Source organism: Candidatus Tisiphia endosymbiont of Temnostethus pusillus, assembly GCF_964264675.1.
Taxonomy (GTDB): Bacteria; Pseudomonadota; Alphaproteobacteria; order Rickettsiales; family Rickettsiaceae; genus Tisiphia.
In genome coordinates, this window is record NZ_OZ183472.1 from 25,812 (window position 1) to 45,375 (window position 19,564).

Genomic DNA, 19,564 nt, shown 5'->3' on the forward strand with positions numbered 1-19,564 from the left:
AAATTTTCTATCAGAAATATAAGCGGCACTTTATCGCTTGTTCCCTAACACTGAGCCGTATTTAAGCAAAGCAGTAGCTGAAACAGTTATAGTTACCTCACTTGTACTTGGTTCTGCAACTGGTATATTAACCGCACTATCATTAGCATTTACAGGTGATCCCATCATCAATCTAGGCACTGGCATTCTCCTTGCTTCAGGATCAACATTTATTATAGTAAATCCATCGTATTCTTTACCAAGAGCTTTAGCTACACGTGTAGCTCGTTGCTTTAGTTTTGCAATAGCAGCTTCTATCATAGAATCTCGGATGACTTCTCTTTTTTCATTAGAAAGAGTATAATTTAAACTTTGTATTAATAGCCCTTCATTCTGTAATTTTCCAATTAATGTCAATAAAGCCTCAGATGATTTGCTTTTCAGTGATAATACCTGAGTACCACGCCACATTTTTTTCTTTACTTCATCTTTTTTATTATCAATATTTTGGTCTTGGTTATATTGGTAAACATAATATTGTTCTGTTGATACAGTAATATCTTCAACTTCTTTAGCCATTTTTACTGCTTTAGACATCATTAGGTTAATCTCATCCTGTATATATTTTAGATCAACTCCCTCTTTTTCTATTCGCATACTAGATATAAGTAAATCTTCTTTTACATCCATTTGTTCAGTAACAGATATATTAAGATACGAACCATTCTGATTTGTTGGTAAATCTTTAGACTGCATAGCAATTACCGGTAAAGTAAATGATATTAACGCTATAGTAATAGTAAGAAGGCTTTTATACATAATACTACCCCTATAATAGTTTTGTTTTTTGAGGTTATCCAAAACGCTCCATCTTATTTCAAAAAAAAGCACTCCCCCTCTAGAACCCAAAAAACATCCAGTTTATCCACGGGGATTTATGCTTAGACCCTATAAGTCTAGTATACGTTATAAGTAAAGAACTTACAAGTAAGAATCTTACTATTCTTATTAAAAAATACATATCTACAGCCATGAATGTGTATTTGCTAGCATGCTTCAATAGTGTCTTGGGTTGGTGAATAATTATTGTCACCCTCTAACTTCATCTCTTGTGAACAATTAGTAAAATTACCTATAATTGCTTCAGAATTAGGGTTATTGTGAATTATATTACCATCTCTAGAAATTATTTCTATCCATTGACTAATCTCTTGATCTGTCAGATTATTAGCTACAAAATATTCTATCTCCTTAGAGAGAGATCAAAATGGGGTCAAAGCATAAATCCCAGCAGATAAACTAGAAACCTATGAATTTGCAAATTCACATCTAATATTTTTTATTAATTGTACTATTTTTTTTAAAAGTTCAGGAATATATTGTTAAATATTTCATTTGCTAATAATCTTGTTGTTATATCAATAGAAATAAGATTATTAGCGATAATAGATTAAAATGCATTCGTGTCAGCCGCTTCAAGAATGCATTTTTCTGAATATTCTAGCCAGTTTAGGATTAAAACAACTTTTAAAGTAGGGGGAATTATATGAAACATTATACATTATTAGAGCAAGAGTTAGAGCAAATTTTTCAAATTAATAACGTGATTAACATACTTTATTGGGATATCGCAGTAAATATTCCGCATGGATCAATTGATAGTAGAACAAGTGAAATAGCCCTACTATCTTCCATAGCCCGCTCTAGGTTACAATCAAAAAAATTAGCTGAACTAATAGAATCTGTCTCTGAAAACGTGAACACTCTTGATGTTTGGCAGTTAGCTAATTTAAGAGAAACAAAAAGACGAATTACAGAATCTACATGTATAGATGATGATTTATGGAAAATGTATGTTACTGCTAGTGCAAAATGTGAGTTAATTTGGCGAGATGCTAGAAAAAATAATGATTATCTATCACTTAAACCTTACCTACAAACAGTATTAGATTGCGTACAAAAAATGGCTAAATCTAAAGCCCATGCACTAAACTGTTCTGTATATGATGCTTTACTTGACACATATGATCCTGAACGTACACTTGATGAAGTTAAAGTAGTGTTTAATAATCTAAAAAAAACTATACCAGAATTAATTAGTCAAATAGTAGAAAAACAAAGTAAAGAAAATGTTCTACCTATCACTAATAGTATTAGTGAAGCACAACAAAAATTAATTGCTAAAAGGCTTATGGAAATAATGGGTTTTAACCTCACTAAAGGTAGGTTAGATGAATCAACCCATCCATTTTGTAGGGGTACTCCTGATGATGTTAGGTTAACTAATAGATATAATGAGCATAATTTTATTTCAGGGATTATGGGGATTATGCATGAAACTGGTCATGGTTTATATGAACAGGGCTTGCCCAGCAAATATAAAAACCAACCAGTAGGTAAGGCTAAAGGTATGGCTGTCCATGAAAGTCAATCTTTATTTATGGAAATGCAAGTAGGTAGATCAGGAGAATTTTGTCAATATCTATCAAAGCTACTTAAGGATGAATTTGGATTCAAAGGACTAGAATATTCTGCAGAAAATCTTTACAAATTAATGACAAGAGTCAAACTAGGTTTTATTAGAGTAGAAGCAGATGAAGTGACTTATCCAATGCATGTAATAGTTAGGTTTGAACTAGAAAGATTGCTAATTAGCGGAGATCTATCTTTGAATGATCTACCACATTATTGGAACAATAAGATGCAGGAATATTTAGGCATTACTCCACAGAACGATAAAGACGGATGCTTACAAGATATACATTGGCCAATGGGCAGTTTTGGTTATTTTCCATCCTATACTAATGGAGCAATTATTGCTTCAATGGTCATGAAAAAAGCACAGGAAGTTAATCACAATATAAAAAAGGAAATAACAAGAGGAGAATTCAATGGTGTAAACCAATTCTTAGATAATAATATTAGAAGCTATGGCTCATTAAAAAATACCAGTGAATTAATTAAAGACGCTACGGGTGAAGATAGCATTCAATCGGAAATATTTTTAAAATATCTCCAACAAAAATATTTATAACTTATTTAACCTCAAGTATCTGTAACAAGTTAATATTAGGCTCAGTATTATCGCCACCCCTGCGAAAGCAGGGGTCTAAAAAAATAGCCAAGAAGACTATTCAACATTTTTAGACCCCGAATCCGTCATTCACACCGAAGGCTCTCAATGTAGTACTAAGCTAAAGCTTTTACTTGAATAATCATGAGAGTAATATCAAGAAAAACTCTTAGGATCAATATCTATTTTCAAATGACAAAAAGCAGGGATTTTGATTAAACTTAACCATGTTTGTAAAAATTTTTGTAAATTAAATTTCCTATCCACTATGATTAGAATACGGTAACGAAACTTTCCTGCTAATTTAAACATCAATGCACTAGATGGTCCGAGTATTCTAGCTGAACTTTTTGGTGCAATTGCAACTAGAGTTTTGGATATTTCAAGCACTTTATGCTCATTTTTTCCAGACAAAATTATTGATGCCATTTTGGTGAAAGGAGGCATATTCTCTGCTTGCCTTGTTTTAAGTTCATATTGTAAAAACTGATCTCCTCCATTTTTTATATAACTAAATATAGCATTATCTGGATAATAAGTTTGCATTAATACTAGACCTTTTTTATCTTCTCTTCCTGCCCTACCTCCTACTTGGTGAAGTAGTTGATAATTGCGTTCACTTGACCGCAAGTCTCCACTACTAATAGCCCCAAGATCAGCATCAACAACACCTACTAAAGTAAGGTTAGGAAAGTGATAACCTTTAGTAATCATCTGAGTACCAATTAGAATATCAACCTCAGAATGCTCCATTTTATATAGTAATTCGCGGATCTTTTCAGGTTTTTGGGCATAATCTTTGCTAATTACCGCAATTTTACTATCGGGAAAAAGATGCCTAGTTTCTTCTTCAATTCTTTCAATCCCAGGACCACAAACAGTTAAAGAGTCTTCTTCCCGACAATCAGGACAAAAAATATGAATCCTACTTTGATAACCACAATGGTGACATTCAAGTTTTTTGCTAGATTTATGTACCACTAACCAAGCAGAGCAAGAATTACAAGTAAAACGATAACCGCAAAGTTTACATAACATCAAAGGGGCATAACCCCTACGATTCAAAAATAATAACACCTGCTCTTTGCTTGCTAGCTTTTTACCTATTAATGCTATTAATTCCTTAGATAAGTAAGAATTTTTTGATAATTTCTCCTTTTTCATATCAATTATTTGAATTTCTGGCAAAGTTGCCTCCTGGTAACGATTTGACAATTCAATTAATTGATATTTATTGGTACTTACGTTATAAATTGTTTCAATAGACGGAGTAGCCGAGCATAATACTACTTTTATTTTGGATAAGCTTCCCCGCAATACCGCTACATCGCGAGCATTATATAATATACCATCATCTTGCTTATAAGAACTATCATGCTCTTCATCAATAATAATTAATCCAAGATTACTATACGGTAGAAATAGACTACTTCTAGCACCAATTATAACTTTAATTTCATTGTTGAGCAAACCTCTTAAAATCATCTTTTTCTGAGCTTTAGTAATCGCAGAATTCCATATTACTGGCTGAAAGCCAAAGCGTACTGTAAAACGATTTATAATTTGCTGACTTAAAGCAATTTCTGGTAACATGATCAATATTTGGTTACCTTGCTTCAAATAATCAGCCAATAGATGAAAGTAAATTTCTGTTTTACCTGATCCGGTTACTCCCTTAATAATTGATGGTTTATCCGATTGACTTAATAGAGAAAGTGCTCCTTGTTGCTCTACTGAAAGAGTTGGTAAAATAAAATCTTTGTTTAATTCTTGATGCTTTATTTTTATAGGTTGCTGGGCAATATCGATCGGCAAAGTCAACTTAGCAACTGAACCAAGTGAAGTCATATAATAATTAGCAGCCCATTTAATTAAATCTAATATTTCCTGATTAAACCTAAATTCAAGTGGCACTTTTTGTTTAATAGATTTGATTTTACTAGTTCCCTCTGAAACTTCAGTATCTAATTGCCAAACTATACCCGTTAATTCTTTATTCCTAAATGGGACAACTACTAAATCTCCTATAGCTAATTTTAATCCATTTGGAATTAAATAATCCAACGGGAAAAGCTTAGCTAATGGCAATAATATTTTTGCAACTTGCATTGAAATTCATTTTCAGGTCATTTGAGTATACCATATACTATACACTAATTAGCAGAAGCACTAATAAAAAAATATAATAAATTCCTAGTAATATTCTAATTTTTAGTTTAACTTGTATAGCGATTTAAAATATTATGGTTTTTATGGAAGATATTAACTATTGGGACAACTCAAAGTATGAATATTGTCAGTATGCTACTAGGCTATTGAACAAACTCTGTAAGATAAATGAGGAAGTAAACCGACCAATAAATATTGACGAAGTTAAAAAAGCTATTTATTACGCCAAAAAATATCACGGCAGTCAAATGAGACAGTCTGGCGAACCCTATTACTCGCATCCAATTGAAGTAGCGTATATGGTAGCGGAATATGCAGCATCAGAAATTCCACGCTATTTCAGAACTGATATGATTGTTACCAGTATACTGCATGATACTATCGAGGATACAAAACTGACCGAAAAGATGATTGAATATATTTTTGGAAGTGTAATAGCTAGTCAAGTAGAAGCTTTAACTAGGGTTAAACCTCACGGCAAGATTAGCTCCAAAGAGATTTTAAATTTATTATATCAACAAAAAAAATATGATGTAGCATTTATTAAAATTTTTGATCGAATTCACAATTTACAAACTATAGGAATTAAGTCACCTGAAAAAGCTAGGAAGATTATTGAGGAAACTATAGAAGAATTTATACGTCTAGCTATATACTTAGAAGCAATTGGTTTAGAAAAAAAACTAATAGAGCTATGTTATCAATATTTACCTACTATATCATCTAAGCAATATTTGCTACAGAGTCTACATAATTTTTCTTTTCAGAAAGATTTCCAGCATCTTTCTCGAGTTTAATAAAATATGATAATCCATATGCACAACCTACAATTGTTGGGATTGTAATAAAATACAATCCCCAATGACTAAAATAATCTGTTAAATACACAAGGCTAACAGAAGTAATAAGATATACTAAAGCTCGGGATGCAGCGTATATCGCGCTAGTATAAGTAAAACGTTTAAAGATTGGAAAATGCTTAAAGAATATTGCATTAGCTGGTGATGCTTCGCATGCAGTAAATAATAGTAAAGACTGAATTATCAATATATCAAAGCCAGTTGTTGCATTATTCAATAAATATGGAATCATTAGGAAATATATGGAAACTAAAATTAATCTTATCTTTAATATCACTAGTGGATGATATTTATTGGTGAAATACAGCACAAAAATCATGTTTCCTAGTAATATAGCAGATACAATAAAGTTATTGTAAATAATTTGTTCGGCTGTATAGTGAAATGAATATTTTAAAATATTAGCACAATGTATATAAGTAAAATAAAAAATTACTGGCCATATACAATCTACTAACAGTAAACTTATTGTTGTTTTCCAATTAGTTTTTTCTTGAATATTGAGAGTATCTTGCATTACATGTTCAACGTCAATGTTAGATCCTATACTTTTTAACTGTTGAAAAGTTTTGTTTAATCGACGTTTAGCGTCGGCAAATTCAGGCGTTTCTCGCAACGTTGTCCTAGCAATCATACCAACTAATGCCACACCTGCACCAAACCAAAAAGCCAGTCGCCAATTAAGAGCATAAGAAATAACTAGAGAGGCTACACCTAGAGCAGCAAACCCTCCAAAGGCAGCACAAAAAACTATTATAGCTACAGACACATATCGTTTTGGTGGTTGTAGATATTCTGTTAGATATAATTGAGCTCCTGTGATTTCCCCCATAGAAGTCATACCTTGTACAATACGACATATTGTCACCAGCCAAGCTGCAGTAATCCCTATTTGAGCAAAAGTTGGCAAATTAGCCATGACAAAACAAGATATTGCCATTAAAAAAGTTGTAATGACTACAGATGCTTTCCTTCCTACATTATCGCCTATCCAACCAAATATTAATGCACCAAATGGTCTAAGCAAGTAAGTAGAACAAAAAGCAGCGGCTGAAAGAAGAGTAGCCGTATGTGGGTCAGTTTTTGGAAAAAACAACTCATTAAGCAATACCGCCATATGCACATAAAGCATTAAGTCAAAATATTCAAGAAATGTCCCTATTGAGAGTAATCCAACAACCTCTTTTTGTTCTCTAGTCAAACTAGTATGTTTTTGCATAACCTTATTATCTGCTTGAATAATTTTGCTCATATAGTTGTTTAAACCTCACTGTTATGTTATCTATAGTTAGCTATAATAATTACTTGCTTCAATAATTATTATATGCGTCACAATTAGAAATCAGTAATACAAATAATAAAGCAGAAAAATAATTAATCAAATGGTTTAACAATAACCATAACAACAGCCACTATCATCAATAGTGCTGGTACTTCATTAATGATACGATAAAATCTTTCAGAATGATTATTTTTGCCTTCAACAAAATTCTTCCTCCATCTAGCTAATAAACCATGAAAAATAGTGATACCTAGAACTGCTGTCATTTTTACGTAAAACCATGTTCCTAAAGCTACTAATCCATATATATAACTGTTAATTATACCTAAGGTATAAGTGCTGATCATAGCCGGATTCATAATGATTCTGAGTAACCTACTTTCCATTAACTGAAACATCTTGTCAGTTTCACTACCTACTACAACTTTAGTGTGGTAGACATATAATCTTGGTAGGTATAGTAAACCTATCATCCAAGAAATTGCTGATACAAGATGGAATGCTTTAAACCATAAATAATAACTAGCCATTAATTTTATCCCTTTACTTAGTTTTTTAAATTACAAGGACACATAGTAAAATTATAAGGACATATTCTTTTATTAATTGAACTACATATCAAATTTTTTGTATCGAAACTATAATTAACTAAATTTGATACCATTTTAGTTATACTGTTGATGAACAATTTATTTGTTCCAAGAGCAGGAGTCCTAATATATTCTATCTTGTACTTACCAGCAATCTTTCTATATTCAATGTCTAATTCTACCAGTGTTTCAACATGTTCTGATACAAATGCTATTGGGACTATTATAAGAGATTTATCTTCTTTTCCTGCTATCTCAATTTCATCCTCCGTATTAGGTTTAAGCCATTCCACTGGACCAACACGACTTTGATAAGTTATTTTATAATCTAAATTATCTATGCTAAGCTTAGATACCAAACTTTCTACGGTCTTTTCAATCTGCCACTGATATGGATCTCCTGCTTTTATTATTTTTACAGGCAGACCATGAGCTGAAAATAATATACGAAAGTTTTTTTTGTTTTTCAATTTTTTAAATGATTGCTTTATTAATGATAAATGAGCTTCAATAAATTCGTCATCGATAGGGTAGCAACAAATAGTTTTAATATGTCGGGAATATTCACTTTTATTTTTATAAAGAGAAGACATAAAATCTTTAATCGAAGATCCAGTAGTGGTGCTAGAAAAATGTGGGTATAATGGTAACAATATTATTTCTGAAGGGTTATACTCATTTATTTTTCTTACCGCTTCTTCGGAATCAGGATAAGAATAACGCATTGCTATAAAAATCTTAAAATCCTCATTCAGAGTTTGTTTTAACTTCTCTGTAATAGCATCTTTTTGAGATTCTGTTTCTTGTAAAATAGGCGAATTATTACCTGCTAGAGAATATATTTTCTGAGATTTTTTATTTCTAGTAATTGATATTATCTTAGCAAGAATAAACCTTAGGGGATTTGGCAAGTTAATAATTGCCTTATCATAAAATAAGTTAAATAGAAATCGTTTGACTGAGTTTAAGCTATTTGGTCCACCAAGGTTAAAAAGTACGATGGCTATTTTTTTTTGAGATATTTTAGTATTTAAATTCTCTAACATAATTAACTAAAAACTCAACATTTTCAACTGGTGTATTTGGCAAAACACCATGTCCAAGATTAAATATAAAATTTCTTTCTTTAAAATTTGCAATTATTTTACTTACCTTTTCTGCGATAATTTCTTTATTAGTAAGCAATATAAATGGGTCTAAATTACCTTGTACAACAATTTTCTCACTCCATAATTTCATGGCACTAGCTGGTACAAACTGATCTGCTCCAATAGCATCCACTCCGGTATTAACAATATATTTTTCATATAAAAGCCCAGAACCTCTTGGAAAACCTATAATTGGTAAATGTGGAAACTGTTTTTTTAAAGCTAATACTATTTTTTTTGTTGGTTGCACTACAAACTGATCATATTCTGCTTCTTCTAATATCCCTGCCCATGAATCGAATAATTGTACTAAGTCTGCCCCAGCTTTTACTTGTTCCTTTAAATGAATAATAGTTTTTTCAGTAATAAAGTCTAGAAGTTCTTGTGCTAAGTTATTATTTTCATAAATAAATTTTTTACTTGTTTCAAAACTTTGTTTGCCTCTTCCTTCAAGCATATAAGTCATTACCGTCCATGGACTACCGGCAAAACCTATCAATGCAGTATCAACTGGTAATTTTGCTTTAGTTTTATTGATTATTTCATAAATTACATTTAGTTTTCCATTAGAATTTCCTTCAAGATATTTAAAATCTTCTTTTGATTGAAATTTACGTAATATTGGTCCTATATTTTCTTCAAATTTTACATCCCATCCAAGTGCATCAGGTAAAACCAAAATGTCAGAAAAAATTATAGCAGCATCAAATCCATACCTTCTTATTGGTTGTAAAGTCACCTCTACAGCCTTATCAACATTATAACATAAATCTAAGAAACCACTAACAGTTTTTCTTATTTTTTGATATTCAGACAAATATCTACCAGCTTGACGCATTAACCAAATAGGTACAAGATCATTTTTTTTCTTAAAAGTTTGTAAAAGCTGATTCATGAAATAACCCATAATAATATATATTTATATATATTATTTTTTTAGTTGATATAGATATTGTTAATATGTAGATTAATTATATATACACATAGTTATACACATTTTTTTATTGCTAAATTACCAGTGAAGTTTATTGATTATAATTATTACTCACATTATTCATAGGATTATTTTTTTAGTGGATAATTCATAGTGTTTTATGTGTGTAGAATGAGAAAACGTGAAAGATATTAGATATCTAGCATTTTACACACAAAATTATCCACAAAATTATTCTTTAAATTATAGAGGTTATTAACCTCTATATACGGGATATATATGGGTAGTTATTGGTTACTTTTAATATAGAGATTAAAATATGAATAAAAATTATCCACAAAGACTAATAAACTATGAATAAGCTGATTATTCACTTAGTTTCAGACTCTTCAGTGCAAACAGTTAAACATGCAGCTAATACTGCTTTGTCACAATTTAGCAAAATTGAGTCAAAATTATATCATTGGCCAATGTTAAGAAATGCAGAATCATTAAATGAGGTTTTGAAAAAAATCAAGATGAAACCAAGCATTGTATTATACACTATTTTAGATCACGAACTAAGAAGAAATTTAACTAAATTTTGTTATGATTTAAAAATTCCTTGTATCTCTGTTGTAGGTAGAATTGTAAAAGAAATTTCAGTTTTTTTAGGTGTAGAAACAGAAGAAAGTTTAGTTTATGATTATAAATTTGATGAAGGTTATTTTGATAAGATTCATGCTATTGATTATACTCTTAGACATGATGATGGTCAGATGACTAGTGAATTAGATGAAGCTGATATTATTCTGATTGGTCCTTCTAGGACATCAAAAACTCCAACTTCCGTATATCTAGCATATAATGGATTTAAAACAGCAAATGTACCTTATATTCATGGTTATCCGTTTTTAGACTTGTTAGGCAGCATTACGAAACAGCTTGTAATTGGTTTGATTATTAACCCAACTCGGCTAATTGAAATAAGAGAAACTAGAATGCATTTGTTACAGATGAGTGATAATACTAATTATACAGATTTTAAAACAGTCCAAGAAGAATGTATGCAAGTAAAACAAATTTGCGAGCAACAAGGGTGGCCAATAATTGATGTTTCAAGAAGATCTGTAGAAGAAACTGCTGCTGTAGCTATGAAACTTTATTATGATCGTAAGAAATATGTTCTTAACAATTTAAATACTAACATTTTTAAGTAAACTTAAAGCAGTCATTTACAATAAGAATATTACTTAGTATGATTATAATTGTTAAAACACAGGGATGTTATCGCCACGTAGGTAGAGGAATCTAGAAAAATAGCAGGCTGTTGAGTATTATGCCTCATAGTTAAAAAAAACAGCTTCGTTGTTTACCTAGATCGTCACGGCATCTAAAGAGCCTTGCTATGACGATTATAGAAAAATGTAGGGTCCTATGATTATGCTTACGCGGGGATGACATCGAAGGTGTTTTTTATTCGGTATTTAATAATTCAAAAAATAAGAGATTATGGCAAGTAATATAACAGATGATTCTTTTAATAAGGAAGTTTTAGAGTCCACCACACCTGTATTAGTTGATTTTTGGGCTGAATGGTGCGGACCATGTAAAATGTTAACACCTATTATTGAAGAATTAAGTAAGGAATTAGTGGGCAAAATAAAAATCGTTAAAATGGACATAGATCAAAATCCCAATATACCTTCAAGTTTAGGTATTCGTAGTATACCTACAATGATTTTGTTTAAAGATGGGAAACAATTAGCTACTAAGACTGGAGTATTCCCCAAAAATGTTATTGAAGAATGGATTAACTCTTCAGTAAAAATATAAATCATATTTTTAACATATGACGTCTAAACTAGTATTTATAGAGATATCTGATGGTTGTGTAGAAGGAATCAATAACCAACAAAGGGTAGAAAGTTTAAGACACTTTTTTATTAAAGGAGGTAAACTTTTTCCTTCGTCAATTCCTATCTTAAATAATATAAATCTTTCCTGTCAAAGAGGCGAAAAAATTGCCTTTATTGGTAGCAATGGTTCAGGTAAGAGTTCTTTGCTTAAAGTAATTGCTGGAATTTATCCATTAAAGTTTGGAAAAATTAAAGTTCATGGTAACTTTGCCGCCATTATTGAGATGGGAGTAGGTTTTGAATTAGAGCAAACTGGCAGAGAAAATATCAAAATGCTTATGATTTATAATAATATGTTAGGTAAGTACAGTAAAGAACTGGAACAAGAAATTATAGATTTTTCTGAGCTAGGGAATAAAATAGATTTACCGGTAAAAAATTATAGCTCTGGTATGTTATCAAGATTGGCTTTTTCTGTATCGGCTTTTCAAGATTCAGATATTCTTTTACTAGATGAAGTTTTTGCTGCTGGTGATAGTCATTTTATTGAGAAGTCGACCAATTTTATGAAAAACAAGTTACAAAATATACCTATTCTAATATTAGTAAGTCATCAAGAAAATATTATTAAGGAGAATTGCAATAGATGTGTGTTATTAAAAGAAGGTAGTATTATCGCAGATGATAATCCAAATGAAATACTAAAAATTTACAATAGTGGAAATTATTAATGATAAAGTATTTTTTTTCCAAGAAATATTGGTTGTCAGTGGTGTTATTAACCCAAGCTTCTATATCTCGTCAAAATAAAGATTCTTTTTTAGGTTCGTTATGGGGTTTAGTACAACCTTTCGTACAAATAATGATCATCTCATATTTTTTTGGATTTTTACTTAAGTTACCAAGAGAAGCAATGATTATGAACCTGGTCGGTGGTTTACCGTTATGGACATTTATTGTTAGTAGCTTAAATATATCATCAAATTCATTAATTAATCGTAGTGGTATTATAAAAAAGGTAATAATTTCTAGGACTATCTTTCCTATATCGGATAGTTTAACACAAGTTTATACCCTAATTTATTCGTTTATAGCTATGTATATAGCTTTTATTATTTTATATCCCGAAAGATTCAGTATATATATACTTTTCGTGCCAGTTCTTGTATTACCTTTGGTTATTTCTGTAATTAGTAGTTCTATCGTATTTGCATTTTTGACTCCTTATATACGTGATGTTCCACAGGTATTAAATTTGATTTTGAATGTTGCATATTGGACTATACCAATAGTATACCCATATTCTATGGTACCAGAATCAAAGAAAATATTTTTTGAAATTAACCCCCTTTTTCTTGTAATAAGACCAGTTCAATTCTTAGTAATAGAAGGAGTACTGCCAGATGTATTTATGATTATAAAATCCTTTATTATAGCCGGTATTGTTTCATGTTTCAGTTATCTTGGCTACAGATTTTTTTCTAAAAATGTCATATATTATATATAGCTAATCTAAAGAAGGTTTTAGCTATATGACACTTGCTTTTGGTTTAGATTTTATAGATCTGAATAGATTAGAAGGCTTAAAAAAATTAGATGAAATTTTTCTAAGTTTTCTGCGTAGCCATAGTTATTCTCTTTATGAAATTATTTTATCATTAAGGGCTAATCCTGATCAAGTTGATCAAAAATATTACTCGGATTTTTTATTAGAAATTTCGCCTGTTTTTGATGATTTTCTAGCTAAGTTATTTGGTATTGAACAAGAAATAGCCAATCTGAGATTTAGTCATAAAGAATTTGATGTAATTTATGAATGTAAGAGAAAGTTCATCCAGCGTGTTGCGGTAAGAAAATATCCTCCTGAAAAACTAAAAGAGATTGATTTTGATAGTGTATCAATTTTTTTAGAAAAACTTTTAGGAGAGGAGTTTACCCAAGACAAGTTTGCTCGTCAAGTAATAAAATGGCAATTAGATGATGAAAAATATGCTTTTGAGTTAGATATAGCAGCAAAATATGCTGCCTTTATGGTTTATAATATATCTCTTGCAGGAGTAGAGTTTCAAAGGAGATTTAATGAATCTGAAAGTATATTATTTTCTTTACCAAATAAAACAGATAAAGATAATTTAATAGATCTTAATAAGGTAGCTAAATATAAAAAACATGTAAGAGTAGGGTTTGATTGTTTAAATCCTATATCTAATCTAGATACAGTCTTAAATGCTACTCACTATTGTATCTACTGTCATAAACAGGGAAAAGACTCGTGTTCTAAAGGGTTATACTCGAATGATTCTGCGAATATACTACCGACTACGCCGTCAAAGTCGGGCTGTCCGCTGAAGCAGAAAATCTCTGAGATGAATTATGTAAAGTCCAAGGGATTTAATTTAGCTGCTCTTGCTATTATTGTCATTGATAATCCAATGGTGGCTGCTACCGGTCATAGGATTTGTAATGATTGTTCTAATGCTTGCATTTATCAAAAGCAAGAACCTGTAGATATTCCTCTTGTTGAATCTAATATTTTGGAAACTACTTTGCTTCTACCTTACGGGGTGGAAATATATTTATTACTTACCAATTGGAATCCACTTAACATTTTTGCTCTGATGCCAAAGCCCCCAACTAATTACAAAGTTTTAGTAGTGGGTCAAGGACCAGCCGGGGTTAGTTTAAGCCATTATTTATTACGAGACGGACATACTGTAGTAGCTATAGATGGCTTAAAAATCACCCCATTACCTTTTGATATTAACAAGCCTATTAAATATTGGTCTGATTATAAGAAAAACTTATCAGAAAGAATACCTGAAGGTTTTGGAGGAGTAGCCGAGTATGGTATTACTGCAAGGTGGGATAAAAATAATTTAACTATATTACGTCTGATACTGGAGAGAAACAGTTATTTTAAGCTTTTTGGTGGTGTAAGTTTAGATAGTAATATAACTATGGAGCAGGTATTTCATTTAGGATTTGATCATGTTGCTTTGTGTGTTGGAGCTGGTAAGCCCAAAATTGCTCAAATGAAAAATTTTCTTGCAAAAGGTGTGAAAACAGCCTCCGACTTTCTAATGACATTACAATCAGGAGGAGCTTTTTTAGAACAATCTAACACTAATTTGCTTATTAGGATGCCTATTATTATCATTGGCGGAGGACTGACCTCTATTGATGCAGCAACTGAAAGTTTAAATTATTATAAGTTACAAGTAGAAAAATTTCTAAAAAAGTATGAATTGTCAGTTGAGGAGAATGGGAAAAATCATACAGAACAAAATTGGACAGATGAGGACAAATTAATAGCCGAAGAATTTATCTCGCATGCAAAATTATTTAGGCAAGTACAAGATACAGAAGCTGTAAAAAAAATCCTCGATGAACTAGGTGGAGTAACAATTTGTTATAGAGGAAAATTAAAGGATTCTCCTGCTTACAAGTTAAATCCTGAGGAAGTTATGTATGCTATGGCTGCAGGTGTAAATTTTGCTGAAGATATGATACCTTTAGGCATTGATGTTGATCAGTATACTTACGCTGAATCAATAGAATTTGATAATTTAGGTATAAGGAAAAAATTTAAGGTAAGGACTGTACTTATGGCAATAGGTACGCATAAAGATAATAGTTATTTGGAAAATCATTCGAGTATAACAGACTTCCTGCATAAGTCAAAAATAGTTGAGGAATTTTTAGGAGAAACGAAGCCGAGTACCGCAGCGTACACAGGCGTACGTGAGGAGTACAGACGAGTTTCGGCAACAAAATTACCAACTAGATTGACTTATGCAGGAAGTATAACATATTTTGGTGATTGTAATCCTCAATACTCTGGAAGTGTGGTTAAAGCCTTAGCAAGTAGTAAAGAGGGGTACAAGTTTATTGGAAAAAAACTTATCAAAAATAAACCAAGTTTTTTTGGTAATAATCTAGATTTCTTCGTTAAACTAGATTATTTACTAGCTAGCCGTATCAAACGGATTAATACTCTATCTTATAAGATAGTAGAGCTGGTAATACATTCTCCTATCGCTGCTCAAAATTTTCAACCGGGGCAATTTTTCCGTTTACAAAATTATTCTAGTGATATTTCAAAAATTATCGAACCATTGGCTGTCACTGGAGCTTATGTTGATTCAGAAAAAGGGTTAATTCATTTGATAGTTTGGCAAAATGGTAAATCAAGTAAATTATGTAGATATTTATCGCAAAATGAATTAGTAGTACTAATGGGACCTAGTGGTAAGCCAACTGAGATATTAAAGGATAGTAATGTAGTGCTTGTTGGTGGAGGAGTTGGAAATGCAGTTTTATGCTCAATAGCTAAGGCTCTTAAAAATAATAATTGTAAAATTATATATTTTGCTGGTTATAAAAATTTACAAGATAGGTTCTATCAAGACAGAATAGAAGAAGCAGCCGATATAGTAGTTTGGTGTTGTGAAGAAGGTATTTTATCAAAAAATAGGGCGGAAGATATTAGTGTTAAGGGCGATTTGGTGTATGCTATAATGGGGCATTGTTACCTTTGGAAAAATTTGAGCATAGATAGGATAATAGCTGCGGGTAGTACAGAAATGATGGAAGCTATAAAAGATATAAAAGATGATTTTTTTGGTAAAAAAACTCAACTAATAGTAAGCATTAACTCTCCTATGCAGTGTATGATGAAAGGTATTTGCGGACAATGTATTCAGGGAGTCACAGACGAAAGGAAATATATTTTTACTTGTGCTTGCCAAGATCAAGATGCAAAAATAGTTGACTTCACAGGGTGTAAAAGTCGTTTAGAACAAAATTCTCTCCAAGAGAAAAATTAAAATGACAAAAATATATAGATATATAGACTTACCAATTGCTCTAATATACTCAAATGATTTGAATATATTATTGGTATCAGATGGGGACTTTTTAACAGGTTTATATTTTGTAGGGCAAAAACATATGCCAATTTTAGATAGTAGTTATCATGAACAGCAAAATTGCAGTATATTCGATCAAACTTACCAAGAGCTAACAGAATACATAAATGGTACTAGAAAAGAATTTACCGTACCTTACCGTTTCATGGGGACTAATTTTCAGGAGAAAGTATGGTCTACCATCTCTGCCATCCCATATGCTAGAGTGATGAGTTACAAGGATATTGCAAATTTAATATTTGCTCCTAAATCTGTACGTGTAGTAGCAAACACTGTGGCACGCAACACTTTGTCAATTATAGTACCGTGTCATAGGGTTATAGGTACTGATGGTAGACTAACTGGTTACGCTGGAGGACTTGAACTCAAGAAAAAACTTTTAGAATTAGAAGAAAGCTATAAGGATATGATTATACTTTGACCTTTATCGATAAAAATGATAAAATAGACCTAGAAAGGTGTTAATAACCAGCTTGAACAAATATACAAAATAATTATTTTAGATAAGTGATAATAATATGAAAATTTCAGCAAATGCTATTAGGGCTGGTAACATTATAGTGTATAATAATGATTTATGGGTTGTGAGCAAAACACCTGAACATACCAAACCTGGTAAAGGTGGGGCTTATGTGCAAGTAGAGATGAAAAATTTAAAAACTGGTACAAAACTTAATGAGCGTTTTAATTCATCCGATTATGTTGAAAAAGCACAGCTTGAGAATAAGGATTTACAATTCCTATATTTTGAAGGTGATGACCTCGTGTTAATGGATAATGAGACATTTGAGCAAATTTTAATTAATAAGGCAATTCTTAGCGAAAGATTGCCATTTCTTGAGGATAATATGGTACTCAAGGTACAGTTTTATGAAGAAAAAGCTTTAAATACTGAATTACCGCAAACCGTTATTGCTGAAATTATGCAAACTGATCCTGTAATTAAAGGCTCTACGGTAACATCTTCTTATAAACCAGCGATTTTAACCAATGGAGTAAAGGTAATGGTACCGCCTTATTTAGTTACTGGGGAGAAAATAGTTATAAAAATTGAAGATATAAGCTTTGTTGAGAGAGCAAAGTAATATATACTTAGGTAGAACTTTAAGAGTTAAGGTCATTGTCTCTGAAGATTAAAGCTGCCTAGTTACTCATGTACGCACAGCTAGCTCGACTTTGCTATTGCCTCTTGAAGTTATACTATCGTCTATCATCAACTTTTGAAGTCATATATAGCTTATGCAGCCTATAACTAACTTACTTATTACTGCATCATGTAAAGCTGTTAAGTTTTTGAAGAGAGATTTTTTAGAGCTGGAAATGCTTCAAAGATCTAATAAGGGAAACTATGATTTCTGCAATAAATCTTATATTAAAACACAAGATTTATTACGTAATGAGTTGCAAAAATATACAAGTTCTTTATTTTTTCCAGAGGATAAGTTTGAATTAGATAACACTTCTGAGATGGTTTTATTAATAAATCCGCTTGATAGTTTGAGTAATTTAGAAAAAAGTATACCATTTTTTGCTGTATCTATAACGTGTTTAAAAAAGATTAATAAAATTTTAACCACGGTTTGTACTGTGATAAATTTTCCAGCTCTTGATGAGATTTATTATGTTGAGAAGGGAAAAGGGGTATGGGTAGGAAATAATACCACTAATAATAGTGGTAGATTAAGGGTTTCTGCTTGTTCTAGTTTTGATAATTTTCTAATTTCTACTGACGATTTTAACATAAACCCAGTTTTTTTGAAAAATGCTAGGGTTTTTGGTTCTCATTGTTATGGAATTCTATTACTTGCAGCTGGTAAGATTGATGCTGTTTATTTTTCATCATTAAATTACACTTTAAAAGCTAGTTTTGATTTAATTGTCCGAGAATCAGGTGGAGCAATAATAAATAATGACAAAACGTTTGTTGCTACTAATTATGAACTTTCCGAGAAATTTAAACATCTATTATTTGAAAAAACGTCAATGAGTAGTTAATTTTTGTTGCCAAAATTTTTTACTTTTATTTTTTTGTTGTATCATATACAATTTTGTTAGGGATAAGTTTTTTAGCATAGTACCCTACATTTTTTATATAATCACTATTAAAATGGTTGCTGATCGTCTATTAGCGAGGAGTCGCGAAAAAGCGGCAACGTGGCAATCTAGGATACGCGAAGCGTTACTCTAAAAAAACAGCTCCGCTGTTTACTTTGGATCGCCACGGCATCTAAAGAGCCTTGCTATGATGATTATAGAAAAATGTAGGGTACTATGGTTTTTTAGGATTAAATCTTGAAATCCCTAATATTATTCTAATAATTTAATGTTATGTTATGAAAAAGTTTAGTGTTAATTGTGATTTTGGTGGACAAATGGCACCGTTTACTATATATGTAGGGCAACCTGAGCCGGGGCATCATCCCTTGCATTTTCAGGATGACTGGTTATCAAAGCAACGTGGTGGGAAAATACCAGCTGAGGTCATGGATGCGATAACTAAACTGCAAGAACTGGCTAATAAGAATAATGTTCTGCTGGAAGAATTGTGTGTGTATGCTCTTGGTTCTGCACAAGAAGAGGATGATAAATCTGAAAAAAGTGAAGAATCGGAAAGTGATAATGACGACCAAGATAGTAATAATGATGTTAACGGTGAGACTGCTAGTTAACCTGAGTTCGATGTATATTGCTATGATTTCAAGAGTTGGGTAGACGATAGTATAACTTCAAGAAGAGCTAGGCAGCAGCAAAGTCGAGCTGCTA

17 protein-coding genes are annotated in these 19,564 nt (G+C 31.3%); 11 read left to right on the plus strand and 6 right to left on the minus strand.

What is annotated here, in order from left to right:
* Nucleotides 1–30: 30 nt before the first annotated feature.
* The gene (locus tag ACFEL2_RS00155) at nt 31–798 is read right to left on the minus strand and encodes an SIMPL domain-containing protein (RefSeq protein ID WP_375331986.1); all 768 of its coding nucleotides are present in this window, start codon (nt 796–798) and stop codon (nt 31–33) included.
* A 727-nt stretch (nt 799–1,525) separates the two neighbouring features.
* On the opposite strand from ACFEL2_RS00155, the gene ACFEL2_RS00160 reads away from it, so the two are divergent.
* Complete coding sequence (locus ACFEL2_RS00160) at nt 1,526–3,013, plus strand: carboxypeptidase M32 (RefSeq protein WP_341751485.1); 1,488 nt, start codon at nt 1,526–1,528, stop codon at nt 3,011–3,013.
* A gap of 195 nt (nt 3,014–3,208) precedes the next feature.
* On the opposite strand, the gene ACFEL2_RS00165 is transcribed toward ACFEL2_RS00160, so the two are convergent.
* Complete coding sequence (locus tag ACFEL2_RS00165; protein ID WP_375331987.1) at nt 3,209–5,161, minus strand: primosomal protein N'; 1,953 nt, start codon at nt 5,159–5,161, stop codon at nt 3,209–3,211.
* A gap of 143 nt (nt 5,162–5,304) precedes the next feature.
* Here ACFEL2_RS00165 and ACFEL2_RS00170 point away from each other — a divergent pair, with 143 nt between their 5' ends.
* A complete protein-coding gene (locus ACFEL2_RS00170) occupies nt 5,305–6,018 on the plus strand; it encodes an HD domain-containing protein (protein WP_375331988.1) in 714 nt (237 codons plus the stop codon).
* Here ACFEL2_RS00170 and ACFEL2_RS00175 read toward each other — a convergent pair.
* From ACFEL2_RS00175 to hemE, 4 genes are all read right to left on the minus strand, one after another.
* On the minus strand, nt 5,945–7,333 hold the full coding sequence (locus tag ACFEL2_RS00175; protein ID WP_375331989.1) for an MFS transporter: 1,389 nt from the start codon (nt 7,331–7,333) through the stop codon (nt 5,945–5,947). The two genes, ACFEL2_RS00170 and ACFEL2_RS00175, sit on opposite strands and share 74 nt — an antisense overlap.
* 122 nt (nt 7,334–7,455) lie before the next feature.
* A complete protein-coding gene (gene hemJ / locus ACFEL2_RS00180) occupies nt 7,456–7,893 on the minus strand; it encodes a protoporphyrinogen oxidase HemJ (RefSeq protein ID WP_341751481.1) in 438 nt (145 codons plus the stop codon).
* Between the two features lie 17 nt (nt 7,894–7,910).
* On the minus strand, nt 7,911–8,999 hold the full coding sequence (gene hemH / locus ACFEL2_RS00185; protein ID WP_375331990.1) for a ferrochelatase: 1,089 nt from the start codon (nt 8,997–8,999) through the stop codon (nt 7,911–7,913).
* On the minus strand, nt 8,977–9,996 hold the full coding sequence (gene hemE / locus ACFEL2_RS00190; protein ID WP_341751479.1) for a uroporphyrinogen decarboxylase: 1,020 nt from the start codon (nt 9,994–9,996) through the stop codon (nt 8,977–8,979). The genes hemH and hemE overlap by 23 nt, the downstream gene beginning before the upstream one ends.
* A 392-nt stretch (nt 9,997–10,388) precedes the next feature.
* Between hemE and ACFEL2_RS00195 the strand changes: the two genes are divergently transcribed.
* The 9 genes from ACFEL2_RS00195 (at nt 10,389) to ACFEL2_RS00235 (ending at nt 19,470) form a co-directional block, all read left to right on the plus strand.
* Entirely contained in the window at nt 10,389–11,234 is an 846-nt protein-coding gene (locus tag ACFEL2_RS00195; protein ID WP_341751478.1) for a pyruvate, water dikinase regulatory protein, read from the plus strand.
* Nucleotides 11,235–11,526: 292 nt separating this feature from the next.
* The gene (gene trxA / locus ACFEL2_RS00200; RefSeq protein WP_341751477.1) at nt 11,527–11,850 is read left to right on the plus strand and encodes a thioredoxin; all 324 of its coding nucleotides are present in this window, start codon (nt 11,527–11,529) and stop codon (nt 11,848–11,850) included.
* Nucleotides 11,851–11,866: 16 nt separating this feature from the next.
* Nucleotides 11,867–12,604, plus strand: coding sequence for an ABC transporter ATP-binding protein (locus tag ACFEL2_RS00205; RefSeq protein ID WP_341751476.1), 738 nt, complete (start codon nt 11,867–11,869; stop codon nt 12,602–12,604).
* Nucleotides 12,604–13,380, plus strand: a complete 777-nt coding sequence (locus ACFEL2_RS00210; protein WP_375331991.1) for an ABC transporter permease — start codon at nt 12,604–12,606, stop codon at nt 13,378–13,380. The genes ACFEL2_RS00205 and ACFEL2_RS00210 overlap by 1 nt, the downstream gene beginning before the upstream one ends.
* Nucleotides 13,381–13,405: 25 nt before the next feature.
* On the plus strand, nt 13,406–16,699 hold the full coding sequence (locus ACFEL2_RS00215) for an FAD-dependent oxidoreductase (RefSeq protein WP_375331992.1): 3,294 nt from the start codon (nt 13,406–13,408) through the stop codon (nt 16,697–16,699).
* A gap of 1 nt (nt 16,700) precedes the next feature.
* The gene (locus ACFEL2_RS00220) at nt 16,701–17,222 is read left to right on the plus strand and encodes a methylated-DNA--[protein]-cysteine S-methyltransferase (RefSeq protein ID WP_341751473.1); all 522 of its coding nucleotides are present in this window, start codon (nt 16,701–16,703) and stop codon (nt 17,220–17,222) included.
* 97 nt (nt 17,223–17,319) lie between these two features.
* On the plus strand, nt 17,320–17,886 hold the full coding sequence (efp, locus tag ACFEL2_RS00225; RefSeq protein ID WP_375331993.1) for an elongation factor P: 567 nt from the start codon (nt 17,320–17,322) through the stop codon (nt 17,884–17,886).
* 154 nt (nt 17,887–18,040) lie between these two features.
* Nucleotides 18,041–18,796 (plus strand): inositol monophosphatase family protein, encoded by a 756-nt coding sequence (locus ACFEL2_RS00230; RefSeq protein WP_375331994.1) that lies wholly within the window; start codon nt 18,041–18,043, stop codon nt 18,794–18,796.
* 338 nt (nt 18,797–19,134) lie between these two features.
* Entirely contained in the window at nt 19,135–19,470 is a 336-nt protein-coding gene (locus ACFEL2_RS00235) for a DUF2610 domain-containing protein (protein ID WP_341751470.1), read from the plus strand.
* The last annotated feature ends 94 nt before the right edge of the window (nt 19,471–19,564 follow it).